We start from the raw sequence: 17257 nt of genomic DNA on the forward strand, positions 1-17257 counted from the left end.
TCGCTGGCAAAAAAGAACAGGGTTGACTGTCATTATTCGACGGTAGGAATGCCTCTAATTTGTGGTTTGGTTCATACTTTTTTAGAAAAAGTCGATTTCATAACAAGATATTGGGACATAAAAAAGCACCCTGACTAGTTGGTCATCCAACTTTTGGGGTGCTATTTATTCCATATCAATTCAACCGGGCTGGCGCGCTTAAAATCTTTCCGGGTGTAATAACTGCTCGACGGCTTTCTGCGCATTAATCCAATGTTGCCCACCAAATAAATTACTGCGGTTCAATAAATAATAAAGTTGATAAATGGGTTGGCGCTCAATAAAACTGGCAGGAAGCGGCCAGACACTTTGGTAACCATCATAAATTTGAGCTGGCAAAGCAGGGTAGAGTGGCAACATGGAAAGGTCACATTCTCGATCTCCCCAATAACAGGCGGGATCAAAAATAACTGGTCCATTGGCACTGGCGGCGCAATTAGCTGGCCATAAGTCACCGTGTAATAAAGACGGTTGCGGCTGGTGGCTTTGTAACCGCTCTTGAACAAGATGAGTTATCTGGTCGATATCCCCAAATGACATGCCTTTTTCAGCTGCCAATTGTAATTGCCAACCGATACGTTGTTCAGCAAAGAATTGTGCCCAACGGCGTTGCCAACTATTTGGCTGCACCGTAGTGGCCAAGTCATTATCAAAATCCAGCCCGAATTGCAGTTGTTCACTCCATTGATGTAAATGTGCCAATTGTTGACCCAGACAATAAGCATTGTGTGCATCGAGTGGTTTTAATGGAATATATTCAAGTAGCAGAAAGCTGTAATCACGATCACTGCCGACACCATAAACTTCAGGCACCTGAACAGTTTTGCTGCGGGCTAATAAAGAGAGTTGGTCTGCCTCGGCGGTAAATATTGGCAGCATCTCACGGGTATCACATTTGACGAAAACCTCAGTGTCACCATAACTGAGACGCCAGGCCTCGTGAATATCTCCACCCGGCAATTCGGTTCTTTCCCGAATCTCTGCGGGGCCGAGATGTTCACCTAACAGACGATTCACTGCTTGCCACATGATTCACCCCCTATTAGCTACCCACCTGCAAATCTAGTTTCTTTAGGTATAGATCATTAGGTTAGCGTCTTTGTCCTGTTAAGGACAAGCGCTGATGCACAGGGATACCCGTGCCGGATCAAACAAACGACAGATTCTGTACTCATCCGTTACATATTATCGATAAAATTAATGAACAGTGGCGACGAAAGCAATCTTATAGGAAATAGGTCGAATGAATGACAAATCGTAATAAATAAGCCGTAAAGTATGAATACAATACGGCCTACAAATATACCCGCATTTTTAAGTTTATTAAAAATAGCGACTCAATTGATTATAGCAGCTTACCCTTTGGTGTGTTTTTTGCCCTATCATCCTTGGCTTTTACGGTTATTGGCCGACCTTTTACCGGTTTTATATGGTTGTAAATCAGAGCTACCACAAAGAATAATGCCTGAATGATGACAATGCAGGGGCCAGTCGCGCCATCAATATGGAAACTTATCAAAGTACCTAAAACACAGGCAGTGACGGAAACTAGGGTCGCAACCACTAACATCTGATCAAAACTGCGGCACACTAAAAAGGCAATGATGCCGGGAGCGATTAGCATGGCGATAACTAAAATAACCCCAACAGCCTGCAGTGAAGCAACGATAGTTAATGCCAACAGACACAGTAAGCCATAGTGCAGTAACTTCACTGGCAACCCAATGACGCGGGCATGATTTGGGTCAAAGCAGTACAACATAAAATCTTTGCGCTTGAGCAGCACCACCAATAGGGTAAAGCCAGCTATCCATAAGGTTTGCTTCAGTTCTGCCAGTGAAATGCCCAACATGTTACCGAATAAAATATGGCTGAGATGTTGGTCAGTATCCATGCGAGAAAACAGCACAAGGCCGAAGGCGAACATGCCAGAGAACACAATCCCCATCACGGTATCTTCTTTGACTCTACTGTTTTCTTTCAAATAACCGGTGGCAACGGCGCAAAAGATCCCAGAGACAAACGCACCAATCACCAATGGAATGCCAAGCCAAAAGGCCAACACTATCCCCGGTAAAACGGCATGGGAGATAGCATCACCCATCAACGACCAGCCTTTGAGTACCAGATAGCAAGACAAGACTGCGCACACCACGCCAGTCACGATAGCCGCGACAATTGCCCGTTGCATAAAGGGATAGGCAAAAGGTTCACTGACCAGACTGAACAATGCATTCATACATTATCCTCCGGGCGCGGGGCTATAGGATGACGGCGCTTTTGGCGAGTTTGATAACGAGTTGCCAGCAAACCGTGTTTAGGCGCGAAGAAAAAGGCCAGCAGGAATACCAGAGTTTGTAACGTCACAATCACGCCGCCCGTTGCACCATCAAGATAGAAGCTCAGGTAGGCACCAAAAGCACTGGTAAAAGCACCGATGCTGATAGCTATCACCAATAAACGGCTGAAACGGTCAGTCAGTAAATAGGCTGTTGCGCCCGGAGTCACTACCATGGCAATCACCAGTATTGCCCCAACGGTCTGTAAAGCAGCGACAGTGCAGGCACTTAATAGGGTGAAAAACAGAATCTTTAACTTTAGCGGTGATAGGCCTATCGACATGGCATGGCTTTCATCGAAAAATACGGCCAGTAAGTCTTTCCAAATCAGGCATAAAATCACAAAAGAAACCAAAATAATGATTTCGACCTGCAATACGTCTTCATCGGCTATACCCAAAATATTGCCGAAGATGATCGACTGCACGTTGACTGATGTTGGGTTGAGAGAAACAATTAAAAGCCCGACGGCAAAAAACGTAGAGAAAATAAAGCCGATAATGGCATCCTCACGCAGCCGGGTTACGTGACGAACCAACGTCATGGCTAATGCAGCAAGCATACCGGTAAAAAATGCCCCCGCGGCATAGGGTAGCCCAAGAGCATAAGCACCTGCCACGCCAGGAACGACGGAGTGCGAAAGTGCATCCCCCATCAGCGACCAGCCTTTGAGCATCAAATAAGCCGATAAGAAAGCGCAGACAGCACCCACTATCGCACTAACCCAAATGGCCTTGACCATGTAGTTGTAATTAAAGGGTTGCAGTAAAATGTCCAGCATCAGGAATTTTTCTCCTTCGACTGGCTTTGTGCCGGTGGGTCGTTTTTGGTATGACCATAAAAGACTGCAGGGCGCTCATCATCGGTGATGACCGTTACGGTTCGTGGGTCATTATCGTCATGCAGTGTGTTACCGGACAAGTTGATATGGCGCAGTACGCCACCAAAGGTGATTTCGAGGTTCTTTTGGGTAAACGTTGTTTCTGTTGGCCCCGCGGCTAGCACGGTTTGGTTAATCAAAATCACGTGGTCGCAAAATTCAGGCACACTGCCAAGATTATGTGTTGAAACCAAAATAAGGTGGCCTTCGTCACGCAGTGCGCGCAATAAATCAATAATGGCATTTTCTGTTTTGACGTCAACACCGGTAAATGGCTCATCCAGTAGTAGAACAGAACCCTGCTGGGCCAGCGCCCGTGCCAGAAACACGCGCTTTTTCTGCCCACCGGAAAGTTCGCCAATTTGACGTGACCGTAATGCGGTTAAACCGACTCTTTCGATAGCTTTATCAACGATAGCTTTATCTTCACGGCTTGGGATCCGCAGAAAATTCATTTTCCCGTAGCGGCCCATCATCACCACGTCTTCCACTAACACCGGGAAGTTCCAGTCTACATCCTCTGTTTGCGGAACATAGGCGATAGTATTTTGTTTCAATGCGTGGCTAATCGGCTTGTTGCTTAACTCTACTTTACCGACACTCGGTTTCACCAAGCCCATAATGCTTTTGAACAGAGTCGACTTGCCACTGCCATTCACGCCAACCAGTGCGCAGATAGTCCCACCAGTGAGAGAGAAGCTGGCGTCATAAATAGCAGTATGCCCATTGTTATAGGTGACAGTGACGTTATCCACTATCAGCTCTGGGCGGACAAAAACAGCATGGCTCATTGACCAAATCCTTTCGCGATAGTTTGCACTGTGGTGTTAATCAGGTCGATGTAGGTGGGAACCGGCCCAGTTTCATTCGATAAGGAATCAACATATAACACCCCACCATATTGCGCACCGGTTTCTTTGCTGACTTGTTTGGCCGGCTTATCAGAAATGGTGCTTTCGCTGAATATCACCGGGATTTTATTCGCGCGCATGGTATCAATGACACGACGAACTTGCTGCGGAGAACCTTGCTCTTCAGCATTGATTGGCCATAAGTAAACTTCTTTAAAACCATAATCTTTAGCTAGATAGCTGAAAGCCCCTTCACTGGTAACCAACCAACGTTGTTCTGCTGGGATGCGAGATAAGCGCTCACGAAGCGGGGCATCCAATGCGGCAATTTTTTCTGCATAGGCTTTAGCATTTTGATTATAGGTTTCAGCATGAGCGGGGTCGTGTTCTACCAATGCCTTACGAATGTTCTCAATATATATCAGTGCATTTGACGGTGACATCCAAGCATGCGGATTAGGAATGCCTTTATATGGCCCTTCACGGATAGGCAATGGTGCAATGCCATCGGTGACTACAGCAGAAGGGACATCTTTAATATTTTCAAAGAAACGCTCAAACCAACGCTCCAGATTCATGCCATTCCAGAGGATCAGATCGGCAGACTGGGCTTTCACAATGTCTCGTGGAGTTGGTTGATAGTCATGAATCTCGGCACCGGGTTTGGTTATTGACTCAACCACTGCGGCATCCCCGGCGACATTTTGCGCAATATCCTGAATAATTGTGAATGTTGTCACAATTTTGAATTTTTTATCGGGTTCGACAGATTTTTTTTCAGCCATCGCTGAAGTGCTAACTAATGATGAAATTGCAACAAGTATAAATAAAGCAATGGCGTGGAAAAAACGCGGTGTGAAAGGGCTCATGGGGTGCAGGTGAGGTATTTTTTGTTTAGTAAACATGGCGATGTTCTCTTTCTTTAAATGAAAATGATTATCAATATCATTAGCGATGAAGTCAAGCCTTGCCATACAATAAACTAAAACTTACCGATAGTTACCGAATATAGCCTGATCATTATGTTGATAATGGTCAAACTAGCCCAAAAAATCTATTTGGACGAGGTGACAACTTGTATATGCTACAAAACGGCTTAATAGCACGGGGAATACTGTGAATCCAAAAGTCGGTTGCCTAATGGCAATTTTATTGCTGGCGGGGTGTGCCAAACCAACCCCTCCACCGCAAGCAAATAATGGGTGGCTGAAGAATGCGCCACAAGGTGGTTTCCTTAATGCACCAAAAAGCAGCTCAGGTTCAAGTACAGTTGCGTATAGCGATGTAATTAAACAAGCGGCCAGCCATTATGGTGTTGATGAAACTTTAATTAAAGCCATTATCCAAGTGGAGTCTGGTTACAATCCTAATGTGGTGAGTACTTCAAATGCTGTGGGTTTAATGCAGATTAAAGCTTCTACCGCAGGCCGTGATGCGTACCGGATGAAAGGGCGCAATGGACAACCGAGTTCTGGCGAATTAAAAGATCCGGTGAAGAATATTGATATTGGCGCCGCTTATATCAATATTTTGCAAAACCAGCAGTTAGCGGGAATCAGTGACCCGCAGACTTTGCGTTATGCCACTATCGTTTCTTATGCTAATGGTGCGGGTGCCATGTTGCGGACATTCTCATCAGATAAACGTCTAGCAGTGAATAAAATAAATAGCCTTAGCCCGAACGAATTTTATCAGCATATACAGAAGAAACACCCAGCGGCACAAGCACCACGATATTTGTGGAAAGTGGATACTGCTTACCGAGCGATGTCAGAGTAATATTAAAACGCTAACCGATGTAGTCCATGGACGCTGTAACTTGTATTAATAAGTATAAACATCGGCTAGCGTTTCTTTCTTAGTTCTCGTTATTTGTCATGCTATCGGTGGGTGGTAGTTTGCAATAATATCCAGTACCCCATTAATAATAAATTGCACTCCCATGCACACTAATAAGAACCCCATCAGACGTGAAATCGCTTCAATGCCACCTTTTCCAACCCAGCGCATAATAGCTCCAGAGCTGAGTAGCGATCCCCACAAAATTAGCGATACACTTAGGAAAATCAGTACCGGTGCCACCGTAACAATCCACGGGCTGAATATAGCATGGCCTTTTACTGAGGCGGCGGAACTGATAATCATGGCAATGGTCCCCGGCCCCGCAGTGCTAGGCATAGCTAATGGCACGAAGGCAATATTAATAGATTTCCGCTTCTTTAAATCCTGTGATTTTGCTTCTAACTGAGTATCTTCAGCTGATTGCTGGGGGAAAAGCATACGAAAACCAATAAATGCCACAATCAGCCCGCCAGCAATTCGTAAACCGGGAATTGAGATACCGAAAGTACTCATAACGACCTGCCCGGCATAATAAGCAATGGTCATGATAAAGAAGACGTAGATTGATGCCATCTTTGACTGGTGATTGCGCTCTTCGCTAGTCATATTGCCGGATAAGCCGAGCAGTAGAGCAACTGTCGTTAATGGGTTTGCCAAAGGGAGGAGTAACACCAACCCTAAACCAATGGCTTTAAATAATTCGAAAATTTCATGCATCAATCTGGCTCCAAAAAATAACTTCAAACGTACCCGATGAAAAGAAAACCAATCAGGTAATTAGCCGCATAGGGTCAATATACCCATAGACGAAATGATTACTTGCCTTGCCACTCTACGCGATACGTTGGATAAAAGGCTATAGCCAAAAACATGAGTGTAGCTGCAGAGCCGTCATACTTTTGTTGATTCCTATCACTTGGAGAAGTCAGGGGGCGGCCATTTCAAGACCAAAAGGGATATGTGACGCAGATCAAATCTCTGACGGGCAACTGTTGGTTCAATACTTTAGATCCAGAATAATCATGTCAGCATCAATTTCTGTAAGGAATATGGCTTTGTGTATTTGTGATATTAGCGTTGAAGATGAATATATTCGCCAACCATTATCGGCTTCGGTTGCGTGGGTGCTTGATACACAAGCGGCACGAACCCGGGGTCGTTTGCGTTTTTTAAAACCTAAACGCGAAGCTCGTCCACGTTGGCGCTTAGCGCCACTCAAAGATACCTATGAGATTCGCTTTTATCCTAATCGCTTACCCGAACTCTGGTTTTTCAGTGCGGAAAATGCGTCTCGGAAACGGCTTTGATATCTCATTAACTCAGTGTGCTAGAAAAATTTATAGATTAAGTAACAACGAATAGAAAGCATGGTTCTATATCAAATGAATCATGTTTTGATTTGTGATGATGCTATTTTAACTCGGGGCCAGCATGGCATTTTCAGACTGTGAACGTAAGGCATTGTTGGCCGTAAAAGGGGTTGGTCCCACGGTGATTAAGCGACTGGAACAACTTGGTTTTACTTCATTGAGTCAACTAAGCCAGGCCGATATGAATGAGGTGGTCAGCAGCGCTGCCGCAATGGTGGGGTCAACATGTTGGAAAAACAGCCCTCAAGCGCGCTCGGCAATTCAAGCGGCAATAAATTTGGCTAAAACACATTCAATTGAGTGAATGCTTTTCAGCTATTAGCATTGTCAGTCAGTTCTCTTCTTTAACTATCTGTCTTATCTTGCACAGCACGTTTATTTTCTTGCGGCTTGGCGGAATAAGGCATTAATAGGTCATCCAGTATCTGCATTCTTTCCTCTATCGGAATATACAGCCAGCGCACAAACCAAGATGTTTTCTCAGAGCATTGTTGATGTGTTTGGCGAAAGTAAAGTTCGAGACCTGACAGAACCTCGGCGACTCTTTTCATCACATATCTCCCCTTTGTTGACCAGTGAACAAATCATAAACAACAAAATACGGAAGAAAAACGGATGGAATCTATTTTATTGTTCAGTATTTATCGCAAACCAGCTACAGCATTCATCTATGAGGGGATAACAGTGGGATGTTAATTTTGGTGTAAGAGGGGGACTGACCAAATAAAACGCCCCGACTGCGTAAACAATCGGGGCGGCGTTCCAGTAACCATTGCTACACGGAAACGGAAATTTATTATGGGCACTTCCTGTTGAAATAGCAATACACCCAGTGTTACTCAAAAGCAATAGATCATAATGTAAATCATTGTAGGCGGGGATATTTGCCTTTATGCGGCTGACACCGATGGTATGTATGATAAAATTCATTTGCTTCGCCAAAAGTGATATGTCAAAGAATTACCTCGGCGCTTTGGTTGTTTGTCTTTAGCTATTATCGAAATTTTCTAATTCTAAAACAGACACAATTTTAATTCTCAGTACGCGTTTTAGCGATTAGGAGCATGCTATGGTTGGGCCATTTATTAACAGCGCGGGGATAATTCTCGGCGGTATTGTTGGTGTCTTACTTGCCCGCCATGTACCCAAACGTTTGCAAGAGGGGCTGCCTGCAACATTCGCGTTGGCCTCAATTTCCATCGGCATCGTGATGGTTATAAAAGTGCATTTTATGCCAGCGGTGATTTTGGCATTGATTATCGGGACAGCAGTAGGAGAGTTATTGTCACTGGAGCAGGGTGTAAAATGGGGGGCAAATAAGACCCGCGGCTTATTAGAGCGAGTAATCCCATCGCGTAGTACACTGCCACCGCAAGAATTTGCACAAAGCTTCACGGCAATGATTGTACTGTTTTGTGCAAGCGGGCTAGGGGTGGTTGGTTCTTTAACTGAAGGGATCACCGGTGATTTTCAGCTGCTATTTGTAAAAGCCCTGATGGACTTTTTCACCGCACTCATTTTTTCTATCTCTCTGGGCATTGCGCTGGTGGCGATTGCTATTCCCCAATTGCTCATTCAGATTGCTTTGGTTTTGTTGGCAAAGCTTATTATGCCTTATATGGATGATATCGCCTTTGCTGATTTTTCGGCCTGTGGTGGGATTATTATGATTGCGGTGGGGTTACGAATTGCTCAGATTAAAATATTTGCGGTAGTGAATTTCTTGCCAGCGTTGTTGTTTGTCGTCCCTATATCTTATTTATGGCGCTATTTTATGGGGTGAGAATTTTAGTAAATAGTACTGTTCTCGTCTGAAACGGTGAACTTCTTTGCCAATATCTATCATCGAAGTAACCGTTTCAGTGTGGTGTAATGATATGTTTTTATTTTGATTATTTTTTATTTAGCCAATTTTTCGGCACAAAAACTTACCTTTAATCACGCCATCAAAAAAACGACCTTTTGAAACTACAGACATAAAATTCTGATGAACACGTTCAGGGACACCAAGATATTGATAAATACCTTGTTCACGGAACTGTATCTCCAGCATGCGATTTTCGGGATCATAACCAATCGACAAAATTCTGGAGGACGTAACAGGTTGTCGCTGCAATAGTTGACCCTCAGTTATACGGTGTTGATATCATGGTGATCGTAGAGCAATTTAAGCATGATAACTTTGTCGGCGATCATTATCACTGTTTAGTGCGAGTATCGCCGATGTATTTTCATGGGCACTTCATTTTATTCTGAACTGACGTCTGGTGATAGAGAAACCATGGTGCAGGGGAGTCGTGATAGTGTTTGTCATTGTATTAAGTAGTGATAATATGAGACCCCTTTGTGGCATGATCTATGTCACAAACTGAATTTTGCACACAGTTGCGGACCAATATAACAAACGTGGGTTAAATTGATGTCGCAACTTTTCGAAATTAAACAATAATTACGTCTTGCATGTGATCTGTCGTGTAAGCAATACCCTCAGTTTAACCCTGTTCCATCCTGTTTCAATCAAACGTGCTAATCCAGTGATTCTACTGTGTTACCTCCAACCACCCGTTTCAAACTGTTTCATCTCATACTTGTCTATGCCACGCAATTTGTGTACATATGAATGTACATAATGTGGAGATGTACACAGTGCTCAGTGATGCCAAACTCAGGAAGTTGTCAGGTAAGCCAATTCCTAAATTGATAGAGATGCCAGACAGTGGCGGACTATCAATCAGGATCACTCCTTTAGGGCTTGTCGTGTTTCAATATCGATACCGGTTTGGATCAAAGCCTAGAAGGATGACTCTTGGCTCTTATGATGACTTATCCCTGAAAGAAGCACGTGAAATGGTTCAAGAGGCCAAGCGCATTCTTTTATCTGGAAGGGACCCGATCACAGTTAAAGAAATGGAGCTGGAAAGCAAAGTTGCATCTGTTACGGTGTCACTTTGTATAAGTCACTGGTTAGAGAGCGCTCAAGCCAAGAGGTTGGTTAAGCTGGATTATTGGGATAGGGCTTTTTCACGGCACATAACCCCTTACGTCGGGGGGATGACGGTTGATGATATGGAGATATCCCACTGGCAACCTGTTTTTAAACGAATGCGTGAGAATGGCGCTGAGACCTTTGCAGGGATCATGCTTTCAAAATTGAAACAGGTATTCTCTTATGCGATCCGCACTGAGTACATAAAAGTAAATCCAGTGGTCAATCTCAGAGTTCAGGATGTCGGTCGTCCGGTTAAGGCCAGACGTCGTCACTTTAGCGATGAAGAGATTGGGTTATTTTGGAACACTCTAAATGCATCAACGATAACCCATCAAAACAAAATATTTATAAAGCTGCTTTTGCTAACAGCTTGCCGCGGTGTTGAGCTTAGAAAAGCAAAGAAATCAGAGTTTGATTTAAAAAATAGAACATGGATGGTTGTTGCAGAAAACTCTAAGACCCGTGAACCATTTGCAAGAGGATTATCAAAAGAAGCTGTGAAATTACTGGAAGAAGCATTTTCTCTTTATCCGGACTTCAAGCAGGTATTCCCTCCCGCCATTGTCCAAGAAGACCGGCCTATGTCTGCTGGCGTTCTGCTAAATATGGCAATGGTACTCAGTGCCGAAATGGGGGGTGAAAGTTGGGGAATGCATGACCTACGGCGCACTGCAAAAACTAAAATGAGCGAGTTAGGTGTTCTCCCTCACGTTTCAGAAAAAGTGCTAGGGCATAAGCTCGGTGGCGTACTGGCTGTTTATGACCAGCACGCTTATCTGAAAGAGCAGCAAGAGGCTGTAGATTTGCTTGTTGCGCATATCTACTCCTGCGTCGAGTCAATTAACCCCTGACAGCGGAAGAAACAAATCACATCACTGTACCGGTACTGATCGCCGCCTTTAATTGGATTTGTACCGGGTGCAGGGCTAGGAAACGGGGTTCCTTTTTCTCGCCACTCCTTTTTCTTGCGCCAGAATGTGGTGCGAGATATCCCGCCAAGTAATTGTTGAACTGTTTCTCTAGTGACCAGAATGGGCTGGACTCCCACAACAACATTAGTCATAGCTGGCCTCTTATCTCTTTATCAATCCCATCACCGGTTCCACTTAAACTGACCATTCAGTACTCCGATGGCGAAAAGAAGCCAAGCCAGCTTGTAGCCAAGTGGCTTTATCTTCTCGTAGTGGCGCAGGATGATAGGGCGGGTGATGGAGTCTTTGTTTGTGTTAGCCGGCAGAGCGGCTAAGGTGGTTTTAATTTCGTTGTTACAGTTCTTTGCAGCCGATTGGAGAGCGTTCTGTTTTTCTTCAGGAGTCACAACTCACCCCGCACCACTAAACGTATAAATCGTTGCTGCTATTGCGTATCCGATTATGCAAATCCAGAACAGGGTGCCGCTTGATATTTTTGGTAGTTTCATGCTGCTTTACTCCCGGTCAATATTTCCTGCCCAATCGCCTTTAGCTCATCGCGCTTAACCGTGGTGAACATGCAGCGAGGCTTGATGAATGGTCGCCAGATGAATAACAGCGAGCCCTTGTTATTGCCGTTGATTGGTTTGCCAGTGTCAGAGCGAATAAACGATATACGGCCATCGGTAATGAATCGCACCTCATCGACTGATTGCAGTGCTTGGCTAAACCAGCCGACAGATGAATCGGCCGGCACAAGCATCACAATTGGCTGGAGTTGTGCTTTGCATTGCTCGGCGGCCTTGCTTACCCAGGGTGAAATATCGGAATAGGGTGGATTGCACCAGATAGCCCCACAACTCTCCCATGCACTATTCAGTGCATCGCTTTGCTCTGTGATATATCGAGCGCACAGGGCGCTTTTCTGACTGGCTGCCGCATCAAGGTAAAAGCCAAACTCGATGTCTAGTGCGGTGAATATATCGGCGGGGGTCATCCATAAATCTTTCAGGTTGTCCGGTGTGTGGCTGCCGCCAAAGTCACTCATGCCGCCTCCATTATCTTTCTCACTTTCGCTTTCACTGACTTCACCGTTTTTACCGGAGTAGGCGGGACAACTTGCCGCGGCACCGGTCTATTTGATTTATCGCCGGTTCGTAGCCGCTGCTTTATTTTCATGTCCCACAAGTAGGCTTCTTTATGGTCACGTCCGTCATCAGGCGCGCGGGACACGGTTAGAATGAGTTCGCTGATATCGTCCATCAAGCCACCTCATTCGCTTGTTGGTTAAGCAGCCCAAACTTGACGATTTCCAGCACGCCAAGGATTTCACTGAAACCTATTTCACCGTCATACTTGTGAATAAGGTCATTAATACGGCCTGTTAATTCAGCAGGCAGCGGGAATTTACGCTCGACTGGGAGCATTTAAATAGGCATAGGGAATCTCCAGATAGTGAAATCCGTTTCTGTGAGTCCGTGGTTTGGTTAAAGCGCGTTAGCGATAGACTTCGCTACACATAAGCACAGCATCAGGCCGCCGCTCATGTATCAGCGTTGATATTTGTTGGCATTCAGATTGAGTAGGGTAGATGTCTTCTGTTACTGGTTGGGCGGTGCAGGTAAGGCATGAGGTGACGAGTAGAACGAAACCAATTAACATTAGCCCTCCACAGGTTTAGCTGCTGTGAACAATGGAATTACGTGAATACAATCATCTTCTGAATCTGCATAATCATTATAATTATTAGCCTCATCCTCCATGACTCCCTTGTCGCCGATGCAACATTCGCTATAATAAGCAATGCCGTTTTTATCAGCCCCTTTTTTAGAATCCCAGCCATGTGACTGAGGGCCGTCATTGTCATCTGACCAGCAGCGATTGTTATCCTCATTGCGACCGTCACCGCGCAACTCACAACGTAATTCCATGAAGATAGTCATCACTCATCCCCTTCAACCGGATAGCCAGCGGCAATAATCCGCTCAACAGCATGGGCGCGAGATAGGACCGTAGACAGGGACAACTTAACAGGCACAAGTAGCCGCGCCTCTGCTGCCTCTGCGCGTTGACCTTCTTTCGACCAGTCACGAAGCGCTGCCGCTGAAACTTGTTCGGCTGCATCACGCTGCTCAAGGTAATACTGTGCTAGCTTCTGTGCCGCTTCCAGCTTGGCTAGCAAGTTAGATATTTGAAGGTCACGCCAAGCCAACTCTACTGCGATTGCTGATTTGCTATGTAGCGCTTCTTTGGTCATAGCATGAACATGCACGCCGTAATGATTGGTACTCATAATCTCTTCAAGTCGATTTTCAGTGTCGTACTGCTTCAAGTCTTCAATATGCTTATCCATCATGCCTCCCTCTCGGATTTAATTTCTGCAATAATTTCAGCATCAAGAAAATCGTCTGGAATGATTACTGCATACTTGCCCGCCGACCACGAAAGAGGCCCACTCTTGCGAATGGCGGCATTGAGAGCGTCGAATGCCTCCTGAAGCTCTGAAGGTAATTCTCCATCGTCTGGCAGGCTGTCGCAGAAGAAATCGCTGCCATCAATTTCACTTGGGTAGTTTGGTTCGCAGATAACAAGCTCTAGTTCATGAGGAAGAACAAGGTGTTCCGTACAGTAATCTCTAAGGTCATCAGCATCGAAGAAGAACCGATCGTCACAATCGATAGTTAATGGCTCGCCTTGCCACGGTTTGCGTGGCATTGCTTGGAACTTTGCCTTCCGCTTTTCTGCGTGGCAAATATCACAATAGCTATTTACCGGATAAATTGGGTGCTCGGGGTTGTTATGGCACTTTCGGTGAGTTGATCCGGCGTACCGAGCCAAATCTTCGTTATTGCCGAAAAATCTACCGTCAGAGGAAGTCCAGCCAGTAACGGTTTTAATGCTTGCCGCTTCCGCCGAATCCATCAGTATTACTTTATCTTTTATGTTACTCATCAGTTGTCACCCCTCAGGCTGGCGGCGAGATTAACTGCTCGGAATAAAATTGATTTTATTATTCTGTAATGCGGAGTTGTTGTCCTGTAGTGACTAGCCAATAGGCCGAGTTCGTCAGAAAACGAATCAACACCCCACGCCTTTATCTCGTTAATCGCTGCGTCCGTGGCTGGAAAACTTAACTCTTCTGCGCAAGGAATAACCTCACCGTATATCCGGCTCATCGCGCAATCCCAGCCATATTGCATAGCGTCGTAGCGGTCGGTGATGCCTTTATCTTCAAGACCACAACCCATTCCCTCGCTGTGATATTGAGGTTCGTTATCAAGGTCGGTTACTGAGTTTATGATTTCCTTCATCACAGCATTCTCAGCAACCAGCGATTGACACTTTTTCTCTAGAACCGCGTAATCACTGAATCTCACAACATCAACGACAAAGCCGTCTTTCGGACTGGCGTCATGAATAAGACTGCTATCGAGTCCGTATACTTTTGCAGACATAGAAAGTCCTCAGCAGATTGACTGCCGGTTAAATTGGGGAGGGGATTAGGCTGCTTTTGGAATGGATAATGAGGTGCGTTTGCACATAACTGATTTCAGCGTCCTGCCAGTTAAGTTAGCTACTTTCTCGTCGGCATCCTTGCCAAGTAACTGCAATTCCGTTTCTGTCCATCGCCGAGCCGGTCGATTTGAAATTAGGGTGACATCCATGTCAGAAGCTTTTGAGTAAACAGACTGAATAGAGCGTTCAAGTTTTTCAGCTATCAGGCTGCCGGGCATATATCCAGCAACCTCCCTCATAAACTGCTCTTCATATCCTTCCCATGGTTCATAGGGTTTTGTCATAACAGTCTCACATTGGAACTTCTTCCATTTCAGCCTTGCGGATACCGTAAATGTCGGTGGCTTTTTCGAGTTGCTCATGGTGATCTGCAAGAACGCGCTGACTGTACTTGAAGAATTTATCCAACTCAGCAACTGATTTTGCATTGCTGGCGGCGGCAGTAAAATCAGAAAGCAGTGTGTCAGGAGAGCGCTCCTCGACCTTCGTAGACTCCAATTCTCCTTCGATAGGTTCCTGTTTTTTCGTATTAATCATCTTGTTCAGGTCAGCATTAGTGCGAGGCGTTACGTCACGCTCAGGTTTCGGCTTACCGTCCAACTCGTCAGTGGAATAGACGCCGAGAATAACCTCTGGGCAGTACAGGCGAGACCAGCGCTTAACTGCGAGATAGGCCAACTGTTGCTTGGGGTCGCTGGCCCATAAAGTGGAATTTCTTACTTGCGCCTGAGACAGTAGCAACTCAAGAACGCGTGGTTCATCCTCGCCTTTCATCGTGGCCCAAACTCTAATGCCCAAGCCTTTCTCATCAGCCAGCGTCCAGTCTGGTGCAATGTATTTGTTGCCTTTTGGGGATGTTTTCTCTGCGAACTTGCCGATCACGTTCTCCCACTGCCCGAACCAGTCATAATGGATCCGGTCTTTGGTGGGAGCCATTGCGTAAATCACCGCGTTAACTAGCTGTGCTTCATATCCAAGTGTTCCACTGACTACGTGAGTTTTCTGAGCAACTACAAACGGGTTCATTCCCCATTGAACGGCCTGCATCGCAACTGCCATGCAGTCAGCTTTATTACCGGCAAGATGCGCTGGGATTGTTGAGCGACCGCTTGCCATTAGAGTTGCAAAGTTTTGGATAGCCATTAAGTTTTGCGGGCTGAAAATAGCCACGTTCGCATTAGTGATGGACGGCTCATTACTTAGTTCGATATTGGCGATGTCAGTCATTGTTCTTTTTCCTTGCCCATGCCGGGCGGTAAATGGTTTCTACACCGCCCCATTCGTTGCTGAGTCGGCATTCGTGATAGGTCTGTAAATTTTTGCGATAAAGTTCGTGCCCGGCTGCAACATCGTCGGCATCAAGCTGGAATACCCGAGTCGGATATCTGCCACAGTCGATTGTTTCGCTAACGGCAAGAAAGATAAAAGTGGGGTATTCGTTGAAGTGATTAAGATAACCATCCCGGTACATGGCATCCTGCACGTGATACCGGAATTCTTCGATGTGGCGAGAGAAGCGATCCATGTCAGCGACTTTTTTCACATCGACGATAATTGGCTGACTTCGAAGAAACTTATCTGGGCGTATTCGGCACAGCTCTTCCGTTTCCTCATCTCGCCAGTAAATAGACGATTCGCAGTATCCTTCTGCTTCTAAAAAGTATCGCGCCGCCGGGTGAGCTAAGGCGCTTCCTCGCATTAATCCCAGCTTCCTGTGCTGTTCAAAATCCATGACAGTCTTCCCTGACTCTTCGCACTCTTTCAGAAAATCCTTTTCTGCTGCCTTGCCGTCAGTGGTTCGGCGATTAAACTCTGGTGCTTTGGTAAAGCGGTTATCAAACTCATCTGGCTCTAACAGTAGGCAGTGCAGGGCGGTGCCCATATCCAGTGCCTTGAGCTTCTCCGTATCTACTGGCGCTGTTTTCTTCCATGTGAGTATTGCGGGGTTAATAGCCACATCATCCAGTTGCGACTTACTGACTCCCGGCCCCGAGTGATAATCCTCGTTTGAAATATCTTGATAGTGGCCCGGCTCCATCATGCTGCCTCGTCGTGTTCAGCTAAGTGGCGCTGTATTTCCATTACACGCTGCCACTTTGCGTTATCAAGCAGAACGTTGTAGAGCGCGGTATCTAGTCCTTCGAAGTCGTACTCATCAACTAAAATACCGAAAGCCTCACGGTCAAAGTCAGGTAGTTGCTCAAAGACTTTAATCAGATTGCTGACCTTGAGTGCTTTCTCTTGCCGAGTGGCTACTCGTCCTGCCTGTTCCAATTCTTGCTCGCTCAATGAGCTGTAAAGCTTCCGTGCTTCGTTAATTTCTGCGTATGTCATAGCGGATTCCCCTTACTGCGTAGAAACTCGACTATCTTGTCCAACAAGCTCTTGCGAGGTGGAGGAGTGAAGCTGGCTGATGTAAGGCGGTAGGCCGGTGAATGCTGAATTTTGGTCAAATAGTTAGTAGAGCAGCCCGATGCGGTCTGCCCAGCAAATGCAAGTTGCATGGGATACTCCGGTTTA

The 17257-nt window shown here is 45.7% G+C and carries 27 protein-coding genes; 5 read left to right on the plus strand and 22 right to left on the minus strand.

Going from position 1 to position 17257, the window contains the following annotated elements:
* Positions 1-198 precede the first annotated feature (198 nt).
* The 5 genes from ACIOG0_RS09960 to yfeA form a co-directional block, all read right to left on the minus strand.
* Complete coding sequence (locus ACIOG0_RS09960; protein WP_050097534.1) at positions 199-1068, minus strand: fructosamine kinase family protein; 870 nt, start codon at positions 1066-1068, stop codon at positions 199-201.
* 316 nt (positions 1069-1384) lie between these two features.
* Complete coding sequence (gene yfeD / locus ACIOG0_RS09965) at positions 1385-2278, minus strand: iron/manganese ABC transporter permease subunit YfeD (RefSeq protein WP_050097535.1); 894 nt, start codon at positions 2276-2278, stop codon at positions 1385-1387.
* On the minus strand, positions 2275-3159 hold the full coding sequence (yfeC, locus tag ACIOG0_RS09970) for an iron/manganese ABC transporter permease subunit YfeC (RefSeq protein WP_050097536.1): 885 nt from the start codon (positions 3157-3159) through the stop codon (positions 2275-2277). Before yfeC ends, yfeD begins: the two co-directional genes overlap by 4 nt.
* Complete coding sequence (gene yfeB / locus ACIOG0_RS09975; RefSeq protein WP_050097537.1) at positions 3159-4049, minus strand: iron/manganese ABC transporter ATP-binding protein YfeB; 891 nt, start codon at positions 4047-4049, stop codon at positions 3159-3161. Before yfeB ends, yfeC begins: the two co-directional genes overlap by 1 nt.
* Positions 4046-5014 carry an iron/manganese ABC transporter substrate-binding protein YfeA gene (gene yfeA, locus ACIOG0_RS09980; protein ID WP_050097538.1) on the minus strand — a complete coding sequence of 323 codons (969 nt, stop codon included), beginning with the start codon at positions 5012-5014 and terminating at the stop codon, positions 4046-4048. The genes yfeB and yfeA overlap by 4 nt, the downstream gene beginning before the upstream one ends.
* 211 nt (positions 5015-5225) lie before the next feature.
* On the opposite strand from yfeA, the gene ACIOG0_RS09985 reads away from it, so the two are divergent.
* Positions 5226-5888: a transglycosylase SLT domain-containing protein gene (locus ACIOG0_RS09985; RefSeq protein ID WP_050097539.1), complete on the plus strand. Its 663-nt coding sequence runs from the start codon at positions 5226-5228 to the stop codon at positions 5886-5888.
* 96 nt (positions 5889-5984) lie between these two features.
* Here ACIOG0_RS09985 and ACIOG0_RS09990 read toward each other — a convergent pair whose 3' ends face one another.
* On the minus strand, positions 5985-6668 hold the full coding sequence (locus ACIOG0_RS09990) for a MarC family NAAT transporter (RefSeq protein WP_128450811.1): 684 nt from the start codon (positions 6666-6668) through the stop codon (positions 5985-5987).
* A gap of 338 nt (positions 6669-7006) precedes the next feature.
* Between ACIOG0_RS09990 and ACIOG0_RS09995 the strand changes: the two genes are divergently transcribed.
* Positions 7007-7258 (plus strand): hypothetical protein, encoded by a 252-nt coding sequence (locus ACIOG0_RS09995; protein WP_050097753.1) that lies wholly within the window; start codon positions 7007-7009, stop codon positions 7256-7258.
* Between the two features lie 124 nt (positions 7259-7382).
* The gene (locus tag ACIOG0_RS10000; protein WP_050097541.1) at positions 7383-7625 is read left to right on the plus strand and encodes a Pathogenicity locus; all 243 of its coding nucleotides are present in this window, start codon (positions 7383-7385) and stop codon (positions 7623-7625) included.
* 40 nt (positions 7626-7665) lie between these two features.
* Here the strand turns inward: ACIOG0_RS10000 and ACIOG0_RS10005 are convergent, their stop codons facing one another.
* A complete protein-coding gene (locus ACIOG0_RS10005; RefSeq protein ID WP_050097542.1) occupies positions 7666-7872 on the minus strand; it encodes a hypothetical protein in 207 nt (68 codons plus the stop codon).
* A 518-nt stretch (positions 7873-8390) separates the two neighbouring features.
* Here ACIOG0_RS10005 and ACIOG0_RS10010 point away from each other — a divergent pair.
* On the plus strand, positions 8391-9104 hold the full coding sequence (locus ACIOG0_RS10010; RefSeq protein ID WP_128450810.1) for a DUF554 domain-containing protein: 714 nt from the start codon (positions 8391-8393) through the stop codon (positions 9102-9104).
* Positions 9105-9224: 120 nt separating this feature from the next.
* Here the strand turns inward: ACIOG0_RS10010 and ACIOG0_RS10015 are convergent, their stop codons facing one another.
* Positions 9225-9437: a KTSC domain-containing protein gene (locus ACIOG0_RS10015; RefSeq protein WP_005161573.1), complete on the minus strand. Its 213-nt coding sequence runs from the start codon at positions 9435-9437 to the stop codon at positions 9225-9227.
* Positions 9438-9958: 521 nt separating this feature from the next.
* On the opposite strand from ACIOG0_RS10015, the gene ACIOG0_RS10020 reads away from it, so the two are divergent.
* On the plus strand, positions 9959-11161 hold the full coding sequence (locus ACIOG0_RS10020) for a site-specific integrase (RefSeq protein WP_206615972.1): 1203 nt from the start codon (positions 9959-9961) through the stop codon (positions 11159-11161).
* Here ACIOG0_RS10020 and ACIOG0_RS10025 read toward each other — a convergent pair.
* From ACIOG0_RS10025 to ACIOG0_RS10090, 14 genes are all read right to left on the minus strand, one after another.
* Positions 11131-11373, minus strand: a complete 243-nt coding sequence (locus tag ACIOG0_RS10025; protein ID WP_074006886.1) for a hypothetical protein — start codon at positions 11371-11373, stop codon at positions 11131-11133. The two genes, ACIOG0_RS10020 and ACIOG0_RS10025, sit on opposite strands and share 31 nt — an antisense overlap.
* Positions 11374-11403: 30 nt before the next feature.
* Positions 11404-11628 carry a hypothetical protein gene (locus tag ACIOG0_RS10030; protein ID WP_128450808.1) on the minus strand — a complete coding sequence of 75 codons (225 nt, stop codon included), beginning with the start codon at positions 11626-11628 and terminating at the stop codon, positions 11404-11406.
* A 98-nt stretch (positions 11629-11726) separates the two neighbouring features.
* Entirely contained in the window at positions 11727-12269 is a 543-nt protein-coding gene (locus tag ACIOG0_RS10035; protein WP_128450807.1) for a phage N-6-adenine-methyltransferase, read from the minus strand.
* Positions 12266-12484: a hypothetical protein gene (locus ACIOG0_RS10040; protein ID WP_404705009.1), complete on the minus strand. Its 219-nt coding sequence runs from the start codon at positions 12482-12484 to the stop codon at positions 12266-12268. The genes ACIOG0_RS10035 and ACIOG0_RS10040 overlap by 4 nt, the downstream gene beginning before the upstream one ends.
* The gene (locus ACIOG0_RS10045) at positions 12484-12648 is read right to left on the minus strand and encodes a hypothetical protein (protein WP_404704944.1); all 165 of its coding nucleotides are present in this window, start codon (positions 12646-12648) and stop codon (positions 12484-12486) included. Before ACIOG0_RS10045 ends, ACIOG0_RS10040 begins: the two co-directional genes overlap by 1 nt.
* A gap of 234 nt (positions 12649-12882) precedes the next feature.
* Positions 12883-13164, minus strand: coding sequence for a hypothetical protein (locus ACIOG0_RS10050; RefSeq protein ID WP_404704945.1), 282 nt, complete (start codon positions 13162-13164; stop codon positions 12883-12885).
* Positions 13164-13574 carry a hypothetical protein gene (locus ACIOG0_RS10055; RefSeq protein ID WP_050101182.1) on the minus strand — a complete coding sequence of 137 codons (411 nt, stop codon included), beginning with the start codon at positions 13572-13574 and terminating at the stop codon, positions 13164-13166. Before ACIOG0_RS10055 ends, ACIOG0_RS10050 begins: the two co-directional genes overlap by 1 nt.
* Positions 13574-14173 carry a hypothetical protein gene (locus ACIOG0_RS10060; protein ID WP_050101183.1) on the minus strand — a complete coding sequence of 200 codons (600 nt, stop codon included), beginning with the start codon at positions 14171-14173 and terminating at the stop codon, positions 13574-13576. Before ACIOG0_RS10060 ends, ACIOG0_RS10055 begins: the two co-directional genes overlap by 1 nt.
* Positions 14173-14676 (minus strand): hypothetical protein, encoded by a 504-nt coding sequence (locus tag ACIOG0_RS10065; protein WP_050101184.1) that lies wholly within the window; start codon positions 14674-14676, stop codon positions 14173-14175. Before ACIOG0_RS10065 ends, ACIOG0_RS10060 begins: the two co-directional genes overlap by 1 nt.
* Before the next feature lie 45 nt (positions 14677-14721).
* Positions 14722-15021, minus strand: coding sequence for a hypothetical protein (locus tag ACIOG0_RS10070; protein WP_050101185.1), 300 nt, complete (start codon positions 15019-15021; stop codon positions 14722-14724).
* A 7-nt stretch (positions 15022-15028) separates the two neighbouring features.
* The gene (locus ACIOG0_RS10075; protein WP_050101186.1) at positions 15029-15964 is read right to left on the minus strand and encodes a RecT family recombinase; all 936 of its coding nucleotides are present in this window, start codon (positions 15962-15964) and stop codon (positions 15029-15031) included.
* Positions 15957-16775 carry a PD-(D/E)XK nuclease-like domain-containing protein gene (locus ACIOG0_RS10080; RefSeq protein ID WP_050101187.1) on the minus strand — a complete coding sequence of 273 codons (819 nt, stop codon included), beginning with the start codon at positions 16773-16775 and terminating at the stop codon, positions 15957-15959. Before ACIOG0_RS10080 ends, ACIOG0_RS10075 begins: the two co-directional genes overlap by 8 nt.
* A complete protein-coding gene (locus ACIOG0_RS10085; RefSeq protein ID WP_050101188.1) occupies positions 16775-17071 on the minus strand; it encodes a hypothetical protein in 297 nt (98 codons plus the stop codon). The genes ACIOG0_RS10080 and ACIOG0_RS10085 overlap by 1 nt, the downstream gene beginning before the upstream one ends.
* On the minus strand, positions 17068-17241 hold the full coding sequence (locus tag ACIOG0_RS10090) for a hypothetical protein (protein ID WP_219649669.1): 174 nt from the start codon (positions 17239-17241) through the stop codon (positions 17068-17070). Before ACIOG0_RS10090 ends, ACIOG0_RS10085 begins: the two co-directional genes overlap by 4 nt.
* Positions 17242-17257: the final 16 nt, after the last annotated feature.

It is taken from the genome of Yersinia vastinensis (assembly GCF_044905075.1).
In the GTDB taxonomy this organism is placed as follows: domain Bacteria; phylum Pseudomonadota; class Gammaproteobacteria; order Enterobacterales; family Enterobacteriaceae; genus Yersinia; species Yersinia vastinensis.

Excerpts from the sequence above, each read along its gene's own strand:
- ACIOG0_RS09960 (WP_050097534.1), bottom strand. The coding sequence starts at position 1,068 with ATGTGGCAAGCAGTGAATCGTCTGTTAGGTGAACATCTCGGCCCCGCA.
- yfeD (WP_050097535.1), bottom strand. The coding sequence starts at position 2,278 with ATGAATGCATTGTTCAGTCTGGTCAGTGAACCTTTTGCCTATCCCTTT.
- yfeC (WP_050097536.1), bottom strand. The coding sequence starts at position 3,159 with ATGCTGGACATTTTACTGCAACCCTTTAATTACAACTACATGGTCAAG.
- yfeB (WP_050097537.1), bottom strand. The coding sequence starts at position 4,049 with ATGAGCCATGCTGTTTTTGTCCGCCCAGAGCTGATAGTGGATAACGTC.
- yfeA (WP_050097538.1), bottom strand. The coding sequence starts at position 5,014 with ATGTTTACTAAACAAAAAATACCTCACCTGCACCCCATGAGCCCTTTC.
- ACIOG0_RS09990 (WP_128450811.1), bottom strand. The coding sequence starts at position 6,668 with ATGCATGAAATTTTCGAATTATTTAAAGCCATTGGTTTAGGGTTGGTG.
- ACIOG0_RS10000 (WP_050097541.1), top strand. The coding sequence starts at position 7,383 with ATGGCATTTTCAGACTGTGAACGTAAGGCATTGTTGGCCGTAAAAGGG.
- ACIOG0_RS10005 (WP_050097542.1), bottom strand. The coding sequence starts at position 7,872 with ATGAAAAGAGTCGCCGAGGTTCTGTCAGGTCTCGAACTTTACTTTCGC.
- ACIOG0_RS10010 (WP_128450810.1), top strand. The coding sequence starts at position 8,391 with ATGGTTGGGCCATTTATTAACAGCGCGGGGATAATTCTCGGCGGTATT.
- ACIOG0_RS10020 (WP_206615972.1), top strand. The coding sequence starts at position 9,959 with ATGTACACAGTGCTCAGTGATGCCAAACTCAGGAAGTTGTCAGGTAAG.
- ACIOG0_RS10025 (WP_074006886.1), bottom strand. The coding sequence starts at position 11,373 with ATGACTAATGTTGTTGTGGGAGTCCAGCCCATTCTGGTCACTAGAGAA.
- ACIOG0_RS10035 (WP_128450807.1), bottom strand. The coding sequence starts at position 12,269 with ATGAGTGACTTTGGCGGCAGCCACACACCGGACAACCTGAAAGATTTA.
- ACIOG0_RS10040 (WP_404705009.1), bottom strand. The coding sequence starts at position 12,484 with ATGGACGATATCAGCGAACTCATTCTAACCGTGTCCCGCGCGCCTGAT.
- ACIOG0_RS10045 (WP_404704944.1), bottom strand. The coding sequence starts at position 12,648 with ATGCTCCCAGTCGAGCGTAAATTCCCGCTGCCTGCTGAATTAACAGGC.
- ACIOG0_RS10050 (WP_404704945.1), bottom strand. The coding sequence starts at position 13,164 with ATGACTATCTTCATGGAATTACGTTGTGAGTTGCGCGGTGACGGTCGC.
- ACIOG0_RS10055 (WP_050101182.1), bottom strand. The coding sequence starts at position 13,574 with ATGGATAAGCATATTGAAGACTTGAAGCAGTACGACACTGAAAATCGA.
- ACIOG0_RS10060 (WP_050101183.1), bottom strand. The coding sequence starts at position 14,173 with ATGAGTAACATAAAAGATAAAGTAATACTGATGGATTCGGCGGAAGCG.
- ACIOG0_RS10065 (WP_050101184.1), bottom strand. The coding sequence starts at position 14,676 with ATGTCTGCAAAAGTATACGGACTCGATAGCAGTCTTATTCATGACGCC.
- ACIOG0_RS10070 (WP_050101185.1), bottom strand. The coding sequence starts at position 15,021 with ATGACAAAACCCTATGAACCATGGGAAGGATATGAAGAGCAGTTTATG.
- ACIOG0_RS10075 (WP_050101186.1), bottom strand. The coding sequence starts at position 15,964 with ATGACTGACATCGCCAATATCGAACTAAGTAATGAGCCGTCCATCACT.
- ACIOG0_RS10080 (WP_050101187.1), bottom strand. The coding sequence starts at position 16,775 with ATGGAGCCGGGCCACTATCAAGATATTTCAAACGAGGATTATCACTCG.
- ACIOG0_RS10085 (WP_050101188.1), bottom strand. The coding sequence starts at position 17,071 with ATGACATACGCAGAAATTAACGAAGCACGGAAGCTTTACAGCTCATTG.
- ACIOG0_RS10090 (WP_219649669.1), bottom strand. The coding sequence starts at position 17,241 with ATGCAACTTGCATTTGCTGGGCAGACCGCATCGGGCTGCTCTACTAAC.